Here is a 15,418-nt window from a genome sequence, read left to right on the forward strand (position 1 = left end):
CCCGCTGTGTTTACACCGGATTTCGATCCGATGTGGTTTCGACCACTACGACCATCAGTAGTTGAAGCGCAGCGTCAGCGCATAGCGGCGGCCCGTCAGGTAACGGTTGGCCGGCTGGCTCTTGCTGCCGAAGTACTGGAAGTACTCCTCGTCCAGCAGGTTCTGCGCGTCGAACGTCACCTGCCAGTTGTCGTTGAAGCGCCAGCCCAGGCTCGCACCCAGATCGCCGTACGCATCCACGCTCACCGGCGGTGCGCCGGCCACGAAGCCGCCTGCCAGGTAGCTGCTGCGCCAGCTGTACGTCAGGCGGGCCGACAGCGGGCCCTTCTCGTAGTACGGGCTGAAGCTGATCTGGTTCTCCGACTGGTACGGCAGGTCATTGCCATTCGCGGTCTCGCCGTCGGCGTAGGTGTAGCTGGAGTTGAGGCCGAAGCCGCTTTCGCCGAATACCTGCTGGTAGCTCAGCGTCGCGCCCTTGACCTTGCCCTTTCCGGCGTTTCGCGGACGGATGATGCTGTAATCGCAGAAGCCGTCGGTGGTGCAGGCGCCGGAGGCCACGAGCGCGAGGAACTGCGCCGGATCCGGATCGTCGCTGATCGAGTTGAACTGGCGCTCGATCTGCGCATCGCTTTCGATGAAGTTGTCGATGTCCTTGTAGAAGACCGACAGCGCGGCCAGCGCGCCTTCGTCGAAGTACCACTCGGCCGTCATGTTGAGGTTGGTCGACTCGTACGCACCCAGTTCGGCGTTGCCGCCGCTGCCGGTCAACGTGGTGTCGTTGAGGAACAGGTTCGGCGCCATCTGGTTGTACGGAGCCCACGCCACGACCTTGGCTGCCGCGAAGCGCAGGATGACGTCATCGGTCGCCTCGTAGGCCAGGTTGAACGACGGCAGCCAGTAGTCGTCGTCGTTCTTCTGGGTGAGCCACCACTCCGGCTGCGCGGGCAGCGTGGGAACGTCGCCGTTCAGCACGTACGCGGAGCTTTCGATTTCCGCCTTCACGTAGCGCAGGCCCACGTTGCCGCGCACGCGGTCGTAGGAGAAGTTGCCCTGCACGTAGGCTGCGGTGTTCGTCTGCTCGAGCGAATAGGTGTTGTTGAGGAAGCTCGCCGCGTCCGGCGCCGCGAAGTTCGGCGGGCTGTTGCGCACCCAGTTGATCACGTTGTCGCGACCGGCGTAGATGTGGTTGCCGTGGTCACGCGAGAAGCCCGGGAAGCCGCCCATGGTGTCGGCGAAGCCGATGGTGCCCACATCCGCCAGGCTGCCGACCGGCGAAATCGGATACACGTTGAGCGAGAAGTCCTCGGTGTGCTCGTGGCGACGCACGCCGGCCTGGATCTCGTAGAACGGGCTGTCGAACTTCTTGCTGAAGTCCAGCTGGCCGTAGGTGTCCTCGGACTCGGTCTCGAATATGCCGTTGTTGCCGAAGAAGCCTTCGCCCACCCAGTTCGCTGGATCGCGTGCGGCTTCCGGATCGTCGAACGTGATGCCCTTGTTGATGTCCCAACTGTACGCGCCGCGGAACACCGGCTCGATGAAGTACTGCACCAGATCGTTGTCGGCCTTGCTCTGGCCGATCTGGCCGGAAAGGCCCCAGCCGCCGCCTTCATAGTCGAACGTCAGGTCCAGGCCCTTCGTCGTCGGCTCGGATTCGCGGGCGTTGTTGTCGTAGAAGACCGGAGCGTTCGCACCGGCGTGGCCGCTGGTGACGATGCCGTTCGGCCCCACGTTCAACCCGTCGACGGAGGCGGCGTCGAACGTCAGGAAGTTGTACATCGACTGGTTGTAGTTGTCGAAGTCTTCCTTGATGTACAGACCGCTGAGGTTGAACTCGAGGTCGTCGGTCGCCTTGAACTGCAGGTTCGCGGCGATGCTGTCGCGCTTGCGCTCCTGCTGGAACCACGCGGCATTGATGAAGTTCGGAACCTGCGCGTCGCCCGGCACGTTGGTGACGTTGGGGAACGAGGAAGCCGGAACGTAGCCGAAGATCTCGATGCCCTGGCGATCGACCTGCTCCTCGTAGTGCTGGGCGGCGATGTTGAAGCCGATGGTCTCGGCATCGTTCTTCCAGCTGTACAGGATCGACGCGCTCGGCTTGCCTTCGCTCGCCTGGTCGCTGTAGTTGTAGCCGATGGAGCCGCTGATCGAATTGGCGTCCATGTCGAATGGCTTGCGCGTGTACATCATCACGGTGCCGCCGAGACTGCCCTCGGGCAGGCGGGCTTCAGGCGACTTGAACACTTCAAGCCGGCCGATGATCTCGGACGCGATCTGGGTCTGGTCGAAGCCACGGTTGGGCTGCTCGCCGAACAGCCAGATCGACTGCGCGACCGGGTGACCGTCGAGGAAAGTCAGGTTGAGGCTCGGGTCGGTGCCGTCAATGCTGACGCGCTCGCCCTGGCCGAAGCGGCGGTCGATGGTGACACCCGGAATCTGCGACATCGCCTCGGCGACGTTCGTATTCGGGAACTCACCGATGTCCTCCGCTGTCAGTGCCTCGACGACGGCGTCGGCGCTGCGCTTGGTGTCCATCGACTTCATCAGGCTAGCGCGGATGCCGGTGACCGTGACGGTGTCGAGGTCGGTGGCCTGCGAGGACGTGGCGCTCTGCTGCGCGGTGGTGGCCTGTTCCTGCGCCGCCACATTGCCGCCAATACTCAGCGCGAACACGATGCTGGCCGATAGTGCTGTCTTGCGAAGCTTCATTGCTCTCCCTCCCACGGGTTGATGTACGACTCCGCAGTGCCGGTTCTTGCCTGCCGGCGTTACGAAGCCCGTTTCCTGGCCGGCGCAAACGGGCGCGCGGCCGTATTCCTTGTGTGGTTCGTGGCGTGGTTGGCGACCGCGCTCACGCGCCACCGCCTCCCGACGGCCCGCACTGCGACAGGCTGCTTTGCGACAGGTGTTCCAGGGTCCAGCTGGCGGCGCCGATGACGCCCAGCCGGTCGTTCTCGATCAGCCGCACGGGCACGCGCTCGAGCGCGGCGTGCATCACGCCCTTGTCGAGCAGGCGTGCGTGGAATTCGCTGTGCGGCAGGAAATCCTTCAGCTGCGGCAGGATGCCGCCGGCGATGAACACCGACTTGGCGCTGCTCACGGTGATGAGGTCGCCGATCACGCTGCCCAGCAACGCGCAGAAGGTCAGCACGGCCTCGCGCGCGGGCGCGTCGAAGCGGCGCGCGGCTTCGGTGATCGCGGCCGGCGCGCGCAGTTGCGGCTCGATGCCGTCGATCGCGCAGATCGCCTCGTACAGGTTCACCAGGCCCGGGCCCGAGACGAAACGCTCGGTCGGCACGTGCGAGAAGCCGCGCCCGCGCGTCCATTCGAGTATCGCCGTCTCGCGCGCGTTGCCCGGGGCGAAGGCGATGTGGCCGGCTTCGGTCGGCAGCACGACCGTGCCGCCGCGATGCGGGATGCGCACTGCCGCGCCCAGGCCCGTGCCGGGGCCGACGACCAGCACCGGACCGGCCGCGCCCGCGCTCACGCCGGGCGTGAGCAGCAGCGAGTCGGCCGGATCCATGCACTGCGCGGCATGCGCGGCGGCCTGGAAATCGTTGATGTAGTGGAGCTCGCTCAGGCGCAGTTCGCCGCGAAGCTGCGACAGCGAGATGCGCCAGGGCAGGTTGGCGTTGATGACCACGTCGTCCAGCACGACGCCGGCCGAGGCGATGGTCACCCGGTCGATGCCCGCGCACGCGCCGTGGCTGGCGATGAAGTCGGCGAGGATGGCGCCCAGGCTCGGATATTCGGCGCACACGTACTTTCGGTGCGCGAGCACCACGACGGCCGATTCGTCCGCGCCGCCCGCGCGGACCAGACCCACGCGGGTGTGGGTTCCGCCGACGTCGGCGGCCAGGAAGCGGGTGTCGACCCGGGTCAGCGGCGGCACGGCGCTCATCCGCGCAACGCGCGCGGAGGCTGCGCGTTCGAGTGGCATGACCGGTCTCGTGCTTCCTTCGTATCCCACCGCATGGTTCCTCCGCTCACGCCGGCTCCCAGCCGGCGCGGCCGAGATTGGCGCGCCTCTGACAACGTTGTCAACCGGAAGTTACAAATTTGTCAGAAACACCGGTGTCAGTCCCGACGAACGGCCAAATCCATGCTGCGCCGCAGCAGCGAAAAAGGCGCCATCGCTGCGCGGCAGCGACTTTGTAGCCCTTCGCTGGCTTGCGGACGGAAGTTGTGACAACGTTGGCCCACCGGATGTCGCGCAGGCCAAGCCGGTCGCCATCCAACACCGCATTCCTTGGGAGGGGAATCCGCATGTCCACGTCCACGCCCGCCTCGCGCAGCCATTACGGGTCCATCGCGATCATCGGCGCGCTGTTCTTCATCTTCGGTTTCGTCACCTGGCTCAACGGTCCGCTGATCACCTTCGCCAAGCTCGCCTTCAACGTGAGCGAATCGGCGGCGTTCCTGATCCCGTTCGCGTTCTACATCTCGTACTTCGTGCTCGCGCTGCCTTCGTCGGTGATCCTCAAGCTCACCGGCATGAAGAAGGGCATGGCGCTGGGCCTGTTCCTGATGGCGGTGGGCGCGGTGGTGTTCGGCCAGTACACGACGGCGCGCGTCTATGGCGGCGCGGTGACCGGCATCTTCGTGATCGGCGCGGGCCTTGCGATCCTGCAGACCGCGTCCAATCCCTACATCAGCATCCTCGGGCCGATCGAAGGCGCGGCGCAGCGCATCGCGGTGATGGGCATCTGCAACAAGGTCGCGGGCATCCTCGCGCCGCTGGTGATCGGCACGCTGGTGATGCACGGCATGGGCGACCTGTCGACGCAGGTGGCCAACGCGGACGCGGCGGGGAAGGAGCAGCTGCTCAACGAATTCGCCGCGCGCATCCACGACCCCTACATGTTCATGGCGGGCCTGCTGGCGCTGCTGGCGGTCGGCATCGTGTTCTCGCCGCTGCCGGAGATCAAGGCCGAGGACGTCAACGCCGACGGCGACACCGGCAGCACGCGCAAGACCAGCCTGTTCCAGTTCCCGCACGTGTGGCTGGGCGCGCTGTGCATCTTCGTGTACGTGGGCGTGGAAGTGATGGCGGGCGACGCCATCGGCACCTACGGGCAGGGCTTCGGGTTGCCGGTGGACAGCACCAAGTTCTTCACCTCCTTCACCCTGTTCGGCATGTTGCTGGGCTACGTGGTGGGCCTGATCGCGATTCCGCGCTTCATCTCGCAGGAACGCTATCTCACCTTCTCCGCCGTGCTCGGCGCGTTGCTGGCGGTCGGTGCGTTCCTGACGAAGGGGTACGTGTCGGTGGGTTTCGTCGCCGCGCTCGGCTTCGCGCACGCGATGATGTGGCCGGCGATCTTCCCGCTCGCGATCCAGGGCCTGGGCCGCTTCACCGAATACGGTTCGGCGTTGCTGATCATGGGCATCGCCGGCGGCGCGGTCATCCCGCAGCTGTTCGTGCACCTCAAGCAGGACCACGACTTCCAGCTGGTGTTCGTCGCGCTGATGGTGCCGTGCTACCTCTACATCCTGTACTTCGCCAAGCGCGGCCACAAAGCCGGGCAGCGGCACGACGTGGTGAACGGCGCCGCCGCTTCGCAACATGGCTGACCGCTTCCGCATTCCGGTGATGGCTGACCGCCCGACCACACGCCACCGCACGTCATTCCCATCGTGGATGGCGGTGGTTAGGCTAGTCGTTCCCATCGAATCGCCATGAAGTCGGGACCACGCGAGGCTCCGGTGCGCAGACCCACGATCAAAGACGTCGCCGAGCGCGCCGAGGTGTCGCTCAAGACGGTCTCTCGCGTCATCAACGACGAACCCAGCGTGCAGGCACGCACGCGCGAACGCGTGCGGCAGGCGATCGCCGAGCTGGGCTACCAGCCCGATCCATCCGCGCGCAGCCTGCGCAGCGCGCAGCCGTACGCGCTCGGGCTGGTCTACGACAACCCGAACCCGTACTACGTCATCGCCGTGCAGAACGGCGTGCTGTCGGTGTGCCGCGAGACCGGCTACGGATTGCAGATCCATCCCTGCGATTCGTCCTCGCCCAACCTCGCCAGCGAGCTCATCGAGCTGGTGCAGCATTCGCGCCTGGCCGGACTCGTCCTCGCGCCGCCGATGTCGGAACGCAACGAACTGGTGACCGAGCTGGTCGCGCACGGCATCCGCCTGGTGCGCATCGTCTCGGCGGCGGCCGATCCGCAGGACGGCAGCGCCTGCGTCTACGTCGACGACCGCGACGCCGCTTACGACATCACCGAGCACCTGATCCAGCTCGGCCACAGCCGCATCGGCTTCCTGTGGGGCGGGAAGTCGCACGGTTCCTCGTGGGAGCGCTACAAGGGCTACGAGGACGCGCTGCGCGAGTACGGCATCCCGCTCGATGCGGAGCTGGTGGTCGAGGGCGATTACTCCTTCGACGACGGTTTCCGCGGCGCGCGCCGCCTGCTCGCACTGCCCGACCGCCCGACCGCGATCTTCGGCAGCAACGACGAGATCGCCGCCGGCGTGCTGGCGGCGGCCAAGTCCAGCGGCATGAACGTGCCCTACGACCTGTCGATCGCCGGCTTCGAGGACAGCCCGTTCTCGAAGCAGAGCTGGCCGGCGCTGACCACGGCCAAGCAGGCGACGCAGGACATCGCGCGCCACGCGGCGCACCGGCTGCTGCAGGAAATCCGCGAACACGCGCCGAAGCCGGTGCCGAACGAGGGGTTCAGCCCGGAGCTGGTGGTGCGGGGATCGACGGCGCCGCCGCGGCCGAAGGCGTGAGGGCCAAGCCTCTTTCCCTGGGGGAGAGTGGGTGGGGGCGAGGGGCGACAGCGCCGCGAGTCGATCAGCCCTTCGCCACGCGATAAGTACCGCGTATTCATCGGCATCGTCCTGATACGAAGGGGCGGCAAAGACAAGCGGGGGCGAAGAAGGAATGGCGGCGGCTGGCTGCATCGTGCGAGGCCGCATCACGCGCATTTGCAGCCCGGGTAAGGCCGAAGGCCGCACCCGGGACGAAGCGCGTCAACGCCGAAAGCACCCCGGGTGCGCTCCGCTTACCCGGGCTACAAGAGCTGCGGCAACGGCGTGAGCGCGGCGAACCAGCAGTGCAGCAAGGCGCTGTGGTTTTGCTCCTGACGCTCCGTTACCCGAACGGTGAGGACTTCGTGGCGGCGGGTAACCTCACGGCACCGAAACGATCCTGATGCTCTCCTACCCAGCCGGGCGCATCGATCGGGGCCGACCATGAACGCGAATCCGCACTTCGCTTCCGTGCTGGACGAGCCGGGGATCGCCCGGCTGCTGGAACAGGACGCCGCGCTGGTCGCGCTGGGGCGCCAGGTCTGCGTGCTGAAGGCGATCGGCTGGCCCGCATCGCTGGAAACGAAGTTCCTCGAGCAGTGGCGCCAGGGCCGGCCCGAACTGCCCCAACCGCCGACGCAGCCGGTCGACCTGTCCGCGACCCTCGACGGCCTGCGTGCGCTGATGCGCGAGATCGACCGCCGCCATCCCGTCGGCCGCTGGCTCTACAAGACCGCGTGGAGCTACAACGTCGCCGCGCAGATGCTCGGTGCGATCGGTTCGCCGGAGTTCACCCGCTGCTCGGCGCTGCTCTACGGGCGGCCCGATTACCGCTACCGCAGCCAGGACATCACCAACGTCGACAGCGCGCGCGAAGTGCTGTCGATCACCGACGAACTGATCGACAGCCGCCTGCTGCCCGACGTGCCGGCCGACATTCCCGCCGACGAGTTCGCGCGGCTGCTGCGCGAGCACATCGTGCCGTTCTTCCACCATGACGATGTCGAGGTCGTGCTCGATCCGGAGCTTCCGTCGAAAGCCACCGCCGGGAGCCGTCGCATCAAGCTGCGCTCCAGCGCGATGTTCTCCGAACGCGACCTGCACCAGCTGGTCGAGCACGAAGCCTTCATCCACACCGCGACCCTGCTCAACGGGATTCATCAACCGCACGTGCATTCGCTCGGCATCGGCGCGCCGCGCACCACGCGCGTGCAGGAAGGGCTGGCGACGTTCTCCGAGATCGTCACCGGCGCGCTCGACATCGCGCGCCTTCGCCGCATCGCGCTGCGCGTGGTGATGGTGAAGCAGGCGCTGGACGGCGCGGATTTCATCGAGGTGTTCAAGGGCTTCCTCGATGCCGGGCAGAGCGAGAAGGAAAGCTTCTGCAGCGCCGCGCGCGTGTTCCGCGGCGGCGACGTGCGCGGGCGCGTGTGCTTCACCAAGGACGGTGCGTACCTGGAAGGCGTGATGCTGGTGCACGTGTTCGTGCGCAAGGCGCTGCAGGAAGGGCGCGGCGAACTGCTGCCGATGCTGTTCGCCGGGCGGCTGACCACGGCGGACGTGATCGAACTGGCGCCTTACCGCGAGAACGGCCTGATCGCGCCGCCCCTGTACGTGCCGCCATGGGCGCGCGACCCGCAACGGGTCCTGGCGACGATGGCGTTCTCCACGGCGACCCAGCGGCTGCGGCTGGACCGGCTGGACCTGCAGCGTTTCGTCGAGTTCGAGGACGAGATCATCGAGGAATCGGGCATCGGCTGACGGCCGGCCCGCGTGCGGTGCCGCGTTTGCTTCCACGTCCGCGCGGCCACCCGACCCGCGCGGGGCAGCGCAACGTCGGGATCACCGCTGGCGAGCGCACCGACCCACCGACATGCTGCCCGGCCTGCCCCGCGACATGCCCTGACGCCCGGACGTTCCCGCTCGCCGCAATGAGCAGGGAGTCTCAGCCATGAAACATCCGATCGCGATGGCCTGCGCCGTCGCCTGCGCGGGGTGCATCGGCACCGTCGCGGCCCAGGACCTGGCGCAGACCGCCGGCAGCAACGCCAAGGTCGTGCTGGACAACGCCGATGTGCGCGTCATCGAACTGAACATGCCCGTCGGCGCCAGCACCGGCAAGCACGAGCACAAGACCGACCAGCTCGTCGTGTTCCTCACCGACGGCACCGCGCGGCAGACCGGCGCCGACGGCGAATCGAAGACGCTGACGCGCAAGGCGGGCGAGGTCGCGTGGAGCGCACCGACCACGCACGACACGCTGAACGCGGGCGACAAGCCGGTGCGCACGCTGGTGATCGAGCTGAAGAAGTAACCGCGGTGGCAAAGCGAAGGCAGGGACGCCTTCGTCGCTGCGCTTGCGTGTTCCCAGACGGCGTTCGCCTCGCCATTCCGCGAAGGTGGAATTGCGAGCGCCTTCCTGCGCTTATGCGACCGGATCGGCATCGTTACCAGCGCCCAGCATCCTGATCGGATCTAGTTCGCCATCGATGAGGCGGCGATCCGGATAGATCATGGGCTCGCGCGACACTTCGGCTTCACGCTTGCGGGGCAAGTCGGGTTCGGTGGACTGCTGCGGGCGCAGTTTCGGTTCGAAGTGGCCTTCGGGTTGCGCCTGCGCGGGTGTGATCAGGAAGAAGCTCGCTTCGTCCTTTCGTCGCAGCGGGATGATGGCACTGGGCGAGCCGGATTCGGCGGTGGCCATGGTCGCTAATGCCAAGGCGACGAAGGGTGCGGCGGTGCCGGTGTCGCCCAGGCGCGCGGTCACGTCGATGCCCTCGTCGGGTTCGGTCAGATCCAGCGGACTGCCGGCCTGCCGCAGCACCGGTGCCAGCTCCGCCATGCCTGCGCCCGGACGGCCGGCGTCGAAGAACACGCGTGCGGGTGCGGCGGTCTGGACCATCGTGGCCCAGGCTTGCTCCAAGGCGGCCTGCTGCTCGCGTTGCCTGAGCGGCTTGTCGTGTTCATCAACGCGCCGCGCGACGACAGGGCGGTGCAGCGTCGCGAGAGTGGGCATCTCGTCCCATTGCTTGAACTGCCTGTGCGTCCACGGTTCGGAAAAGGAAGGGGTCGGCTTGAATGGACGCGGCGGCGGCACACGCCAACCGTTGAAGAGCGGATTCAACGGCTCCGAGTTGATGTGAACGTAAGGCACGAACGGGCGCAGCCATTCGACGCGTTCGCGACGGGCGAGGAGCAGGGCGGCATACGACTGGGTAGGTGCGATGCCGCCACTGGCAAACACGAGCAACACGGGCATGTCGGGATGCCGCTCGAACGTCCGGAAGATGCCCTCGACGACTTCATCGGGTGTGTTGCTGTACACCGTGCCGATCTGGCTGATCTTGCTCCAGTGCAGGCCGGCGGGCATGCGCAACCCATCTAGGTATTCCGCGTCTGCGTTGGGAAAATTGGCTTGCCGGTACTTGTAGCCCGCGGATTCCGGGTTTATCTGTTCCTGCGAAAACACCATTACTGCCGGAATTGGCCATGCTTCGACCATGTCGTATAGCGCCATCTCCAAGGTGTCGGCATTTCGCTTTTCTGCCACTCCGGGTCCGCCTGCGTACTCCCATCGGGGATCCTCATTCGGAGGTAGCACGTTCTGATGAAAGACCTGCGCCTTCTTGACCTCATTCCAGACGTCGCCCTGCCGGAACATCTCCACCGACAAGCCCACGCCGACAATGTCCAACGTGGTCAACCGTTCTTGTGCACTCATGTGTGGGGCCTCGGGAATGCGCGGGGGGCGCGGCGCGCCGGGCCAAGCGTGGCTCAGGCCGGCGAAGTCATTGGGCAATTGCTTAGGGTCGTAGTCGGATGGGCGCGGCGATGCACGATCGAAAGCCAGCGGATCGGGTTTCCATCGCTCTGCCGCAGCCAGCCATGCACGCTGGTCGTCGTTCATGGAACTGGCCGGGGTGCACGCGGCCAGGCAGAGCAGCAGTAACCACAGCAGCCGCAGAGACTCACGCATCGCCTGAACCTCCACGCAGCAAGTGGTCGATCGCGGCGTTGTCAGCCGCGATGCGGGCATCGTGTTGTTCCCGTAGGGCGGCCAGGCGGGCCTGCTCGTCAGCGGCGTGTTTCTCGGTCGTGGCACGACGCGTGTCGCCGGTGAACGGTTCGTGGCCGCCCGCGCGATCGGCGAGCGTCTGGCTCACCACCAGTGGTGGTAGATCGCACTTGGCCCATTTCTCGGGTAGCTGCCCCGTCTTCCGGTAGCCGAAGTTTGCGTCGATCAGCGCGCGAGCCTGTTGGGACTCTTTTGATCGCAGATCGAAGGCCGCGATGTACAGATTCCTTTCGGTAATGGAAAGATCCGCCCTTTCATCTAGTTCGTTTCGCGTGTGCCAATCCGTCCTCCAATCCGCCACCAGACACAAATACAGGTGATACACCGGATCATCGATCGCCTTCGCCTGCCCGATCGCCAGGTCGTATGCGGTGACATAGCGGCTGTGCTGCGCATTGGCGACGATGCTGGAGTGGAAGGAGTTCTTGTTGTCGTCGGTGCCCTGCGTGTCCATCCAGCGTCGACGGCCCTGTTCCGGGGTCTCTTCCGGCTTCAGATCCTGTGTGATGGCGATGGAGGCGTCGATCGGCGAGAGTTCCTGCCACGCCGGCCCGAGGTGCGGTTTGAGCGGCGGCGACAGTGCTTCGCCGGTGATGCGCACCTGCTGGCCGGACCAGAAGCCGCCGCGACCGGCCTTGTCCGTTGCGGTCAGCGTGGTGCCGGTCCAGGCGTTCTCGTTCCAGGTTTCCAGCACGTAAGGGCCGGGTGGCGCCCCGACCAGCAGCGGACGGCCGTCGCGCACGCGGCGGGTGAAGCAGCGCTGGCGGAAGCGCTCGCCCAGCGTCGGCAAGGCCGACACCTTGCGGGCGTAGGACTCCGCCGCCGGCGGCGCCGTTCCGTAGAGCCGCGCCTGCTCCCACCGCTGGTACGCGGCGGCATCCAGCGCCTGGACTTCGTCCGGTACGCCCTGCCAGCCGATGCCCTGGACGTTGAACAAGGCGACGGTCTGATCGTCGGGACAGAAGTACAGGTACACCTTGCCGCGGTTGTCGCGCTCCACGAACGGCACCGGCCTGCCCTCGACGCGTTTGACGGCGGCGTTGGGTTGCCATTGGCCGCCCGCGACGACGCCCTTCGCGCAGCCCGGTCCGCCCAGCCGCGCGAAGGCGGGCTGTGAATGCTGCGTGCCCGTCATGAAGCGCACGATGTTCTGCAACGTGGCGAGCCGGGCAGGCGTCGTCTGCTGCAACTGGCCCAGCTCCATGCCCTCGGCGAACGTTTCGAACAAGCCGTAGGGCGGATGATTCATCACCAGCGTATCGATGGGGCGGTCGCCGGACTCCTCCAGGAAGGCGTTGGCGAGCAGGGTGATCAGGCAGCCCTGGCTGTGTGCGACGACGTTGATCGTGTCGTCCGGCGATTTGCCGCGCACCATGCGGACCAGCATCGCAAGGCGCTGCGCCGCGAGCACCATGTAGTGCCGCGATGGAGCCTGCAGCAGAGGACGGGTGGCGCCGGGGCTGACGTGCTTCGACGAAATCGGCGTCGGGCCCATCTTCCCGCTGAATCCGGGCTGCCACATGTCGGGCACGGTCGTGGTGGCGTTGGCGAACGGCCCACCGTTCTTGGCGCCGTCCTTGTCCAGGCGATTCCCGTAGCGGTCGAGGTATTCGCCGTGGCGCTGCCTTCTGTCGATCCATGGAATGAATCGACCGCTCTTGTCGGTGTAGCCGCCTTCTTCTTCGCGAAATCCCCAATAGAACGGAATGACCGGACTGTTGACCTCGCCCTTCGTGTGGTCGCGCCGGAAGTACACCGCGTCGGGATCGCTCGCGTCGCGGTCCTTCGCGGTGGGCACACGGTACTGCGCCGGGCGCAGCTGGATGCCGGGATACTGCCGATCGAGCCGTTCGCCAAGCCCCTGGCAGAGGCCCTTCTCCTGCTCAACGTAGGCTTCGCCGACGTCGTTGACGCCATGGATGAGGATCACGATGCCCGGCTTGGGCAGCGGCAGCGGTACTTTCACCGTGGTGCCGCCCGGGAGCGTGCACAGCTTCGCGGTCGCCACCGGTGCGGCGTCATTCGGCTTCGTCATCGAACACCTCCAGTTGTGCGATGCGCAGCGCGTCGCGTTGCAGCAGTGGCGTCAATCCTTGCGCGTCGGTGCGGCCCTCCATGACTGCACCGTCGTCCAGCGTGATCCGGAATCGCCGATCGGGGATGGGCTGCGTTCCATCCGGCGTGACCAGGCCGAATCGGCCGGCGGTGTCCACATGGCCGAACGAGGCGAGCGCCTCTTCCAGCGATGCCGGGCCGGTACGATCGACGTCGGCCTTGACGGTGAACTTGCCCGGGCATCCCAACTCGATGTTGCCGCCCGACATGGTCAGGTAGGCGCCACCGCACATGAACGTCAGACGCTCGGCGCCGTGGACGACCACGTGCTTCGCGCCCAGCTGCATGTTCTCGGCCGCCTGCGCGCGCAGGTGGCCGTGTTGCGCCTGAAAGTCGATGTCGTCGCGGTGGGCGATCTGGGCGATGCCGCCGTCGTAGGCGAACTGGCTGATGCCGTGACCTGCCGTGATGCGAATGCGCTGACTGGCCGTCGCACTCATGTCGTGCTGAGCGGAGACCTCGATGTTCTCACCGGCGGCAAGCAGCATGGTTTGCGGAGTGCCCGCGACGATGCCGTCGGGAGCGCCGAGCGCGATGATCGCCTTGGCGCCGGCTTCCCCGGGCCGATCGTTGGCACCTGCACCGAGCTGTCGTATCGCATCCAGTGCCGTTGATCGGGCCGAGTGATCGGCGGCGGGTGCCTGATGTTGTGCGGCCGTATCCAACAGGGCGGCAACGTTTTCGTTGAACTTGTGCAGGAGGTCCAGCAGCTCGGATACGTCGAGCTGACGGCCTCGGGCGAGTTCACGCGCATAGGCGCTGAACAGCAGCGAGCTGGCGCGCAGCGCTCCGGCCTGATCGCTGCGCAGCTCGAAGCCTTCGCCGCGTGGCTCACCACGCCCGTCGGGTGTTCGCGCGTGGGTGAGATTGCCGATGTTCAACTGCGTCGCGCCGTGGCTGCTGTGCAGTTGTGCCTTCAATTCGCCGCTCGTGTCGTCGATCAGCAGCTCGTTATGACCGCTGCCCTTGTGTTCGCGACTGCGAATCGTACTGACCGTCTTGAGGCCAGGCAGGGCAAGGGGTGGCCGATTGGCGGCATGAAACGTGCGTCCGGTTACGATCGGCTGATCAGGATCGCCGTTCACAAAGTCGACGATGACTTCCTGGCCCACCCGGGGCAGGAACAACGTACCAAAGCCGGCCCCCGCCCAGTTCTCCGAGACGCGGATCCAGCACGAGCTGTTCTCCATGGGCGCTTGCCGATCCCACGGGAACCAGACTTTCACGCGGCCGTGCTCGTCCGGGTAGATCTCCTCCCCTTTTTCGCCGACAACGTGGGCGATCTGTACCCCGTCCATCACCGGGCGCGGCAATGCAGGAGGGCGCCATTCCATGTGGCCGGGGACGGCCTCGGCGGTGTACTCGTAATACGTTCCCTGGTTCGCTTGCGCGCCGTCCTCTTCCTGCGAGACGTCCTGCCGGCCGGAGTGGCGCATGGCGATGACGCGCCAGTCGCGATTGAGCGCGTCGCCCGGGTGTCCTTCCAGCAGGAACGCGAGCCCGGGCCAGAGACGCGCATCGTCGCCCGCGAGCGTGGCGATGGTTGCACCGGTGCGAAGCTGTTGCAGCTTCGTCGCGGTAAAGGGTTTTCCCGATTGATCGCGCTTGTATCTTCCGGGGAAATCGTAGTGTTCGTACCGGCCGATCGCATCGCGCGCGATGCTGGCGTGTTCCAGCGAGTAGTCCGGATTCCTGAATGTATTGTCGCGTTGGGTGACCTGCGTCGGCGCAAGTTCCCGACGAAGCGCGAACTGCCACAGCCTTGGTTCGGGCGCATCGCCACCGGCCTGGGGTTGGTACACCACCTTGCCGATATCGTCCGGATCGGGGAGTCGCGGAGCCGCCAACAGTGAATCGGTCAGCACCAGCTGCGACTGCGCGCAAGCGTCGAAGAAGAAGACGAAGCCCTCCTCGGCTGCGAGTCGGGCAAAGAACGCGAAGTCCGTCTCGCGGTGTTGAATGCAGTACTCGCGCACTTCGTGCGATCGCGACGCCACGAAGCGACCCTGTTGGCCGCGGTCCTTCAACCGGATCTTGAGAATGTCCGGAACGGAAAGTTGCTGATGAATGCGGCTGCCATGCCATAGGCGCAGCCTCGCCAGAGACGGTTCGACGACTACGCGGTAGCGCGTGCGTCTGAATCCGGCCACGCACTGCTCGAACAACGACACGCTTCCGTGAAGCGCCCGCACGGCCATGTCGTCCCGCTCGATCGTAAAGGTCGCGTCGACATCAAGCAGCGAATCCAGATCAATGTCGGAATCCGCGCTGGACAGCTCCAGTTCCAGACGGAATGGTTCGGAAAGCCCTTCTCTCAGTTCGAACCGGACGACGTCAAATACGGGCCCGCCAGGAACTTCGAATCGGAATCGGATTTCGGATTGAGCAGCCATGCACACCCCGTTCCTTGCGATGAAGTCCGCAAGGTCGGCTGCCTTGATTCAATAGTCGAGGCGACATTTTCCCGCGACT

Annotated in this window: 9 protein-coding genes; 4 read left to right on the forward strand and 5 right to left on the reverse strand. The window is 66.0% G+C overall.

The window, feature by feature from the left end; all coding sequences use genetic code 11:
• Positions 1-54 precede the first annotated feature (54 nt).
• A complete protein-coding gene (locus I4U41_RS15350; protein WP_206862033.1) occupies positions 55-2,706 on the reverse strand; it encodes a TonB-dependent receptor in 2,652 nt (883 codons plus the stop codon).
• Between the two features lie 142 nt (positions 2,707-2,848).
• The gene (locus I4U41_RS15355) at positions 2,849-3,898 is read right to left on the reverse strand and encodes a glucokinase (RefSeq protein ID WP_206862134.1); all 1,050 of its coding nucleotides are present in this window, start codon (positions 3,896-3,898) and stop codon (positions 2,849-2,851) included.
• 365 nt (positions 3,899-4,263) lie between these two features.
• Here I4U41_RS15355 and I4U41_RS15360 point away from each other — a divergent pair, with 365 nt between their 5' ends.
• The 4 genes from I4U41_RS15360 (at position 4,264) to I4U41_RS15375 (ending at position 9,070) form a co-directional block, all read left to right on the forward strand.
• Positions 4,264-5,571: a sugar MFS transporter gene (locus tag I4U41_RS15360; RefSeq protein ID WP_206862034.1), complete on the forward strand. Its 1,308-nt coding sequence runs from the start codon at positions 4,264-4,266 to the stop codon at positions 5,569-5,571.
• A 132-nt stretch (positions 5,572-5,703) separates the two neighbouring features.
• Entirely contained in the window at positions 5,704-6,735 is a 1,032-nt protein-coding gene (locus I4U41_RS15365; RefSeq protein WP_206862135.1) for a LacI family DNA-binding transcriptional regulator, read from the forward strand.
• Positions 6,736-7,200: 465 nt separating this feature from the next.
• Entirely contained in the window at positions 7,201-8,517 is a 1,317-nt protein-coding gene (locus I4U41_RS15370) for a peptidase MATCAP family protein (RefSeq protein WP_206862035.1), read from the forward strand.
• Between the two features lie 190 nt (positions 8,518-8,707).
• Positions 8,708-9,070 (forward strand): cupin domain-containing protein, encoded by a 363-nt coding sequence (locus I4U41_RS15375; protein ID WP_206862036.1) that lies wholly within the window; start codon positions 8,708-8,710, stop codon positions 9,068-9,070.
• A gap of 111 nt (positions 9,071-9,181) precedes the next feature.
• Here I4U41_RS15375 and I4U41_RS15380 read toward each other — a convergent pair whose 3' ends face one another.
• Genes I4U41_RS15380 through I4U41_RS15390 form a run of 3 tightly spaced genes read right to left on the reverse strand, consistent with a single transcriptional unit; the run spans position 9,182 to position 15,339 of the window.
• Positions 9,182-10,732: a type VI lipase adapter Tla3 domain-containing protein gene (locus tag I4U41_RS15380; protein WP_206862037.1), complete on the reverse strand. Its 1,551-nt coding sequence runs from the start codon at positions 10,730-10,732 to the stop codon at positions 9,182-9,184.
• Positions 10,725-12,866: a T6SS effector phospholipase Tle3 domain-containing protein gene (locus I4U41_RS15385; RefSeq protein ID WP_206862038.1), complete on the reverse strand. Its 2,142-nt coding sequence runs from the start codon at positions 12,864-12,866 to the stop codon at positions 10,725-10,727. Before I4U41_RS15385 ends, I4U41_RS15380 begins: the two co-directional genes overlap by 8 nt.
• Positions 12,850-15,339 carry a type VI secretion system Vgr family protein gene (locus I4U41_RS15390; protein ID WP_206862039.1) on the reverse strand — a complete coding sequence of 830 codons (2,490 nt, stop codon included), beginning with the start codon at positions 15,337-15,339 and terminating at the stop codon, positions 12,850-12,852. The genes I4U41_RS15385 and I4U41_RS15390 overlap by 17 nt, the downstream gene beginning before the upstream one ends.
• Positions 15,340-15,418 lie beyond the last annotated feature (79 nt).

Origin of the sequence: Lysobacter changpingensis (genome assembly GCF_017308985.1) — a bacterium.
In the GTDB taxonomy this organism is placed as follows: domain Bacteria; phylum Pseudomonadota; class Gammaproteobacteria; order Xanthomonadales; family Xanthomonadaceae; genus Lysobacter_J; species Lysobacter_J changpingensis.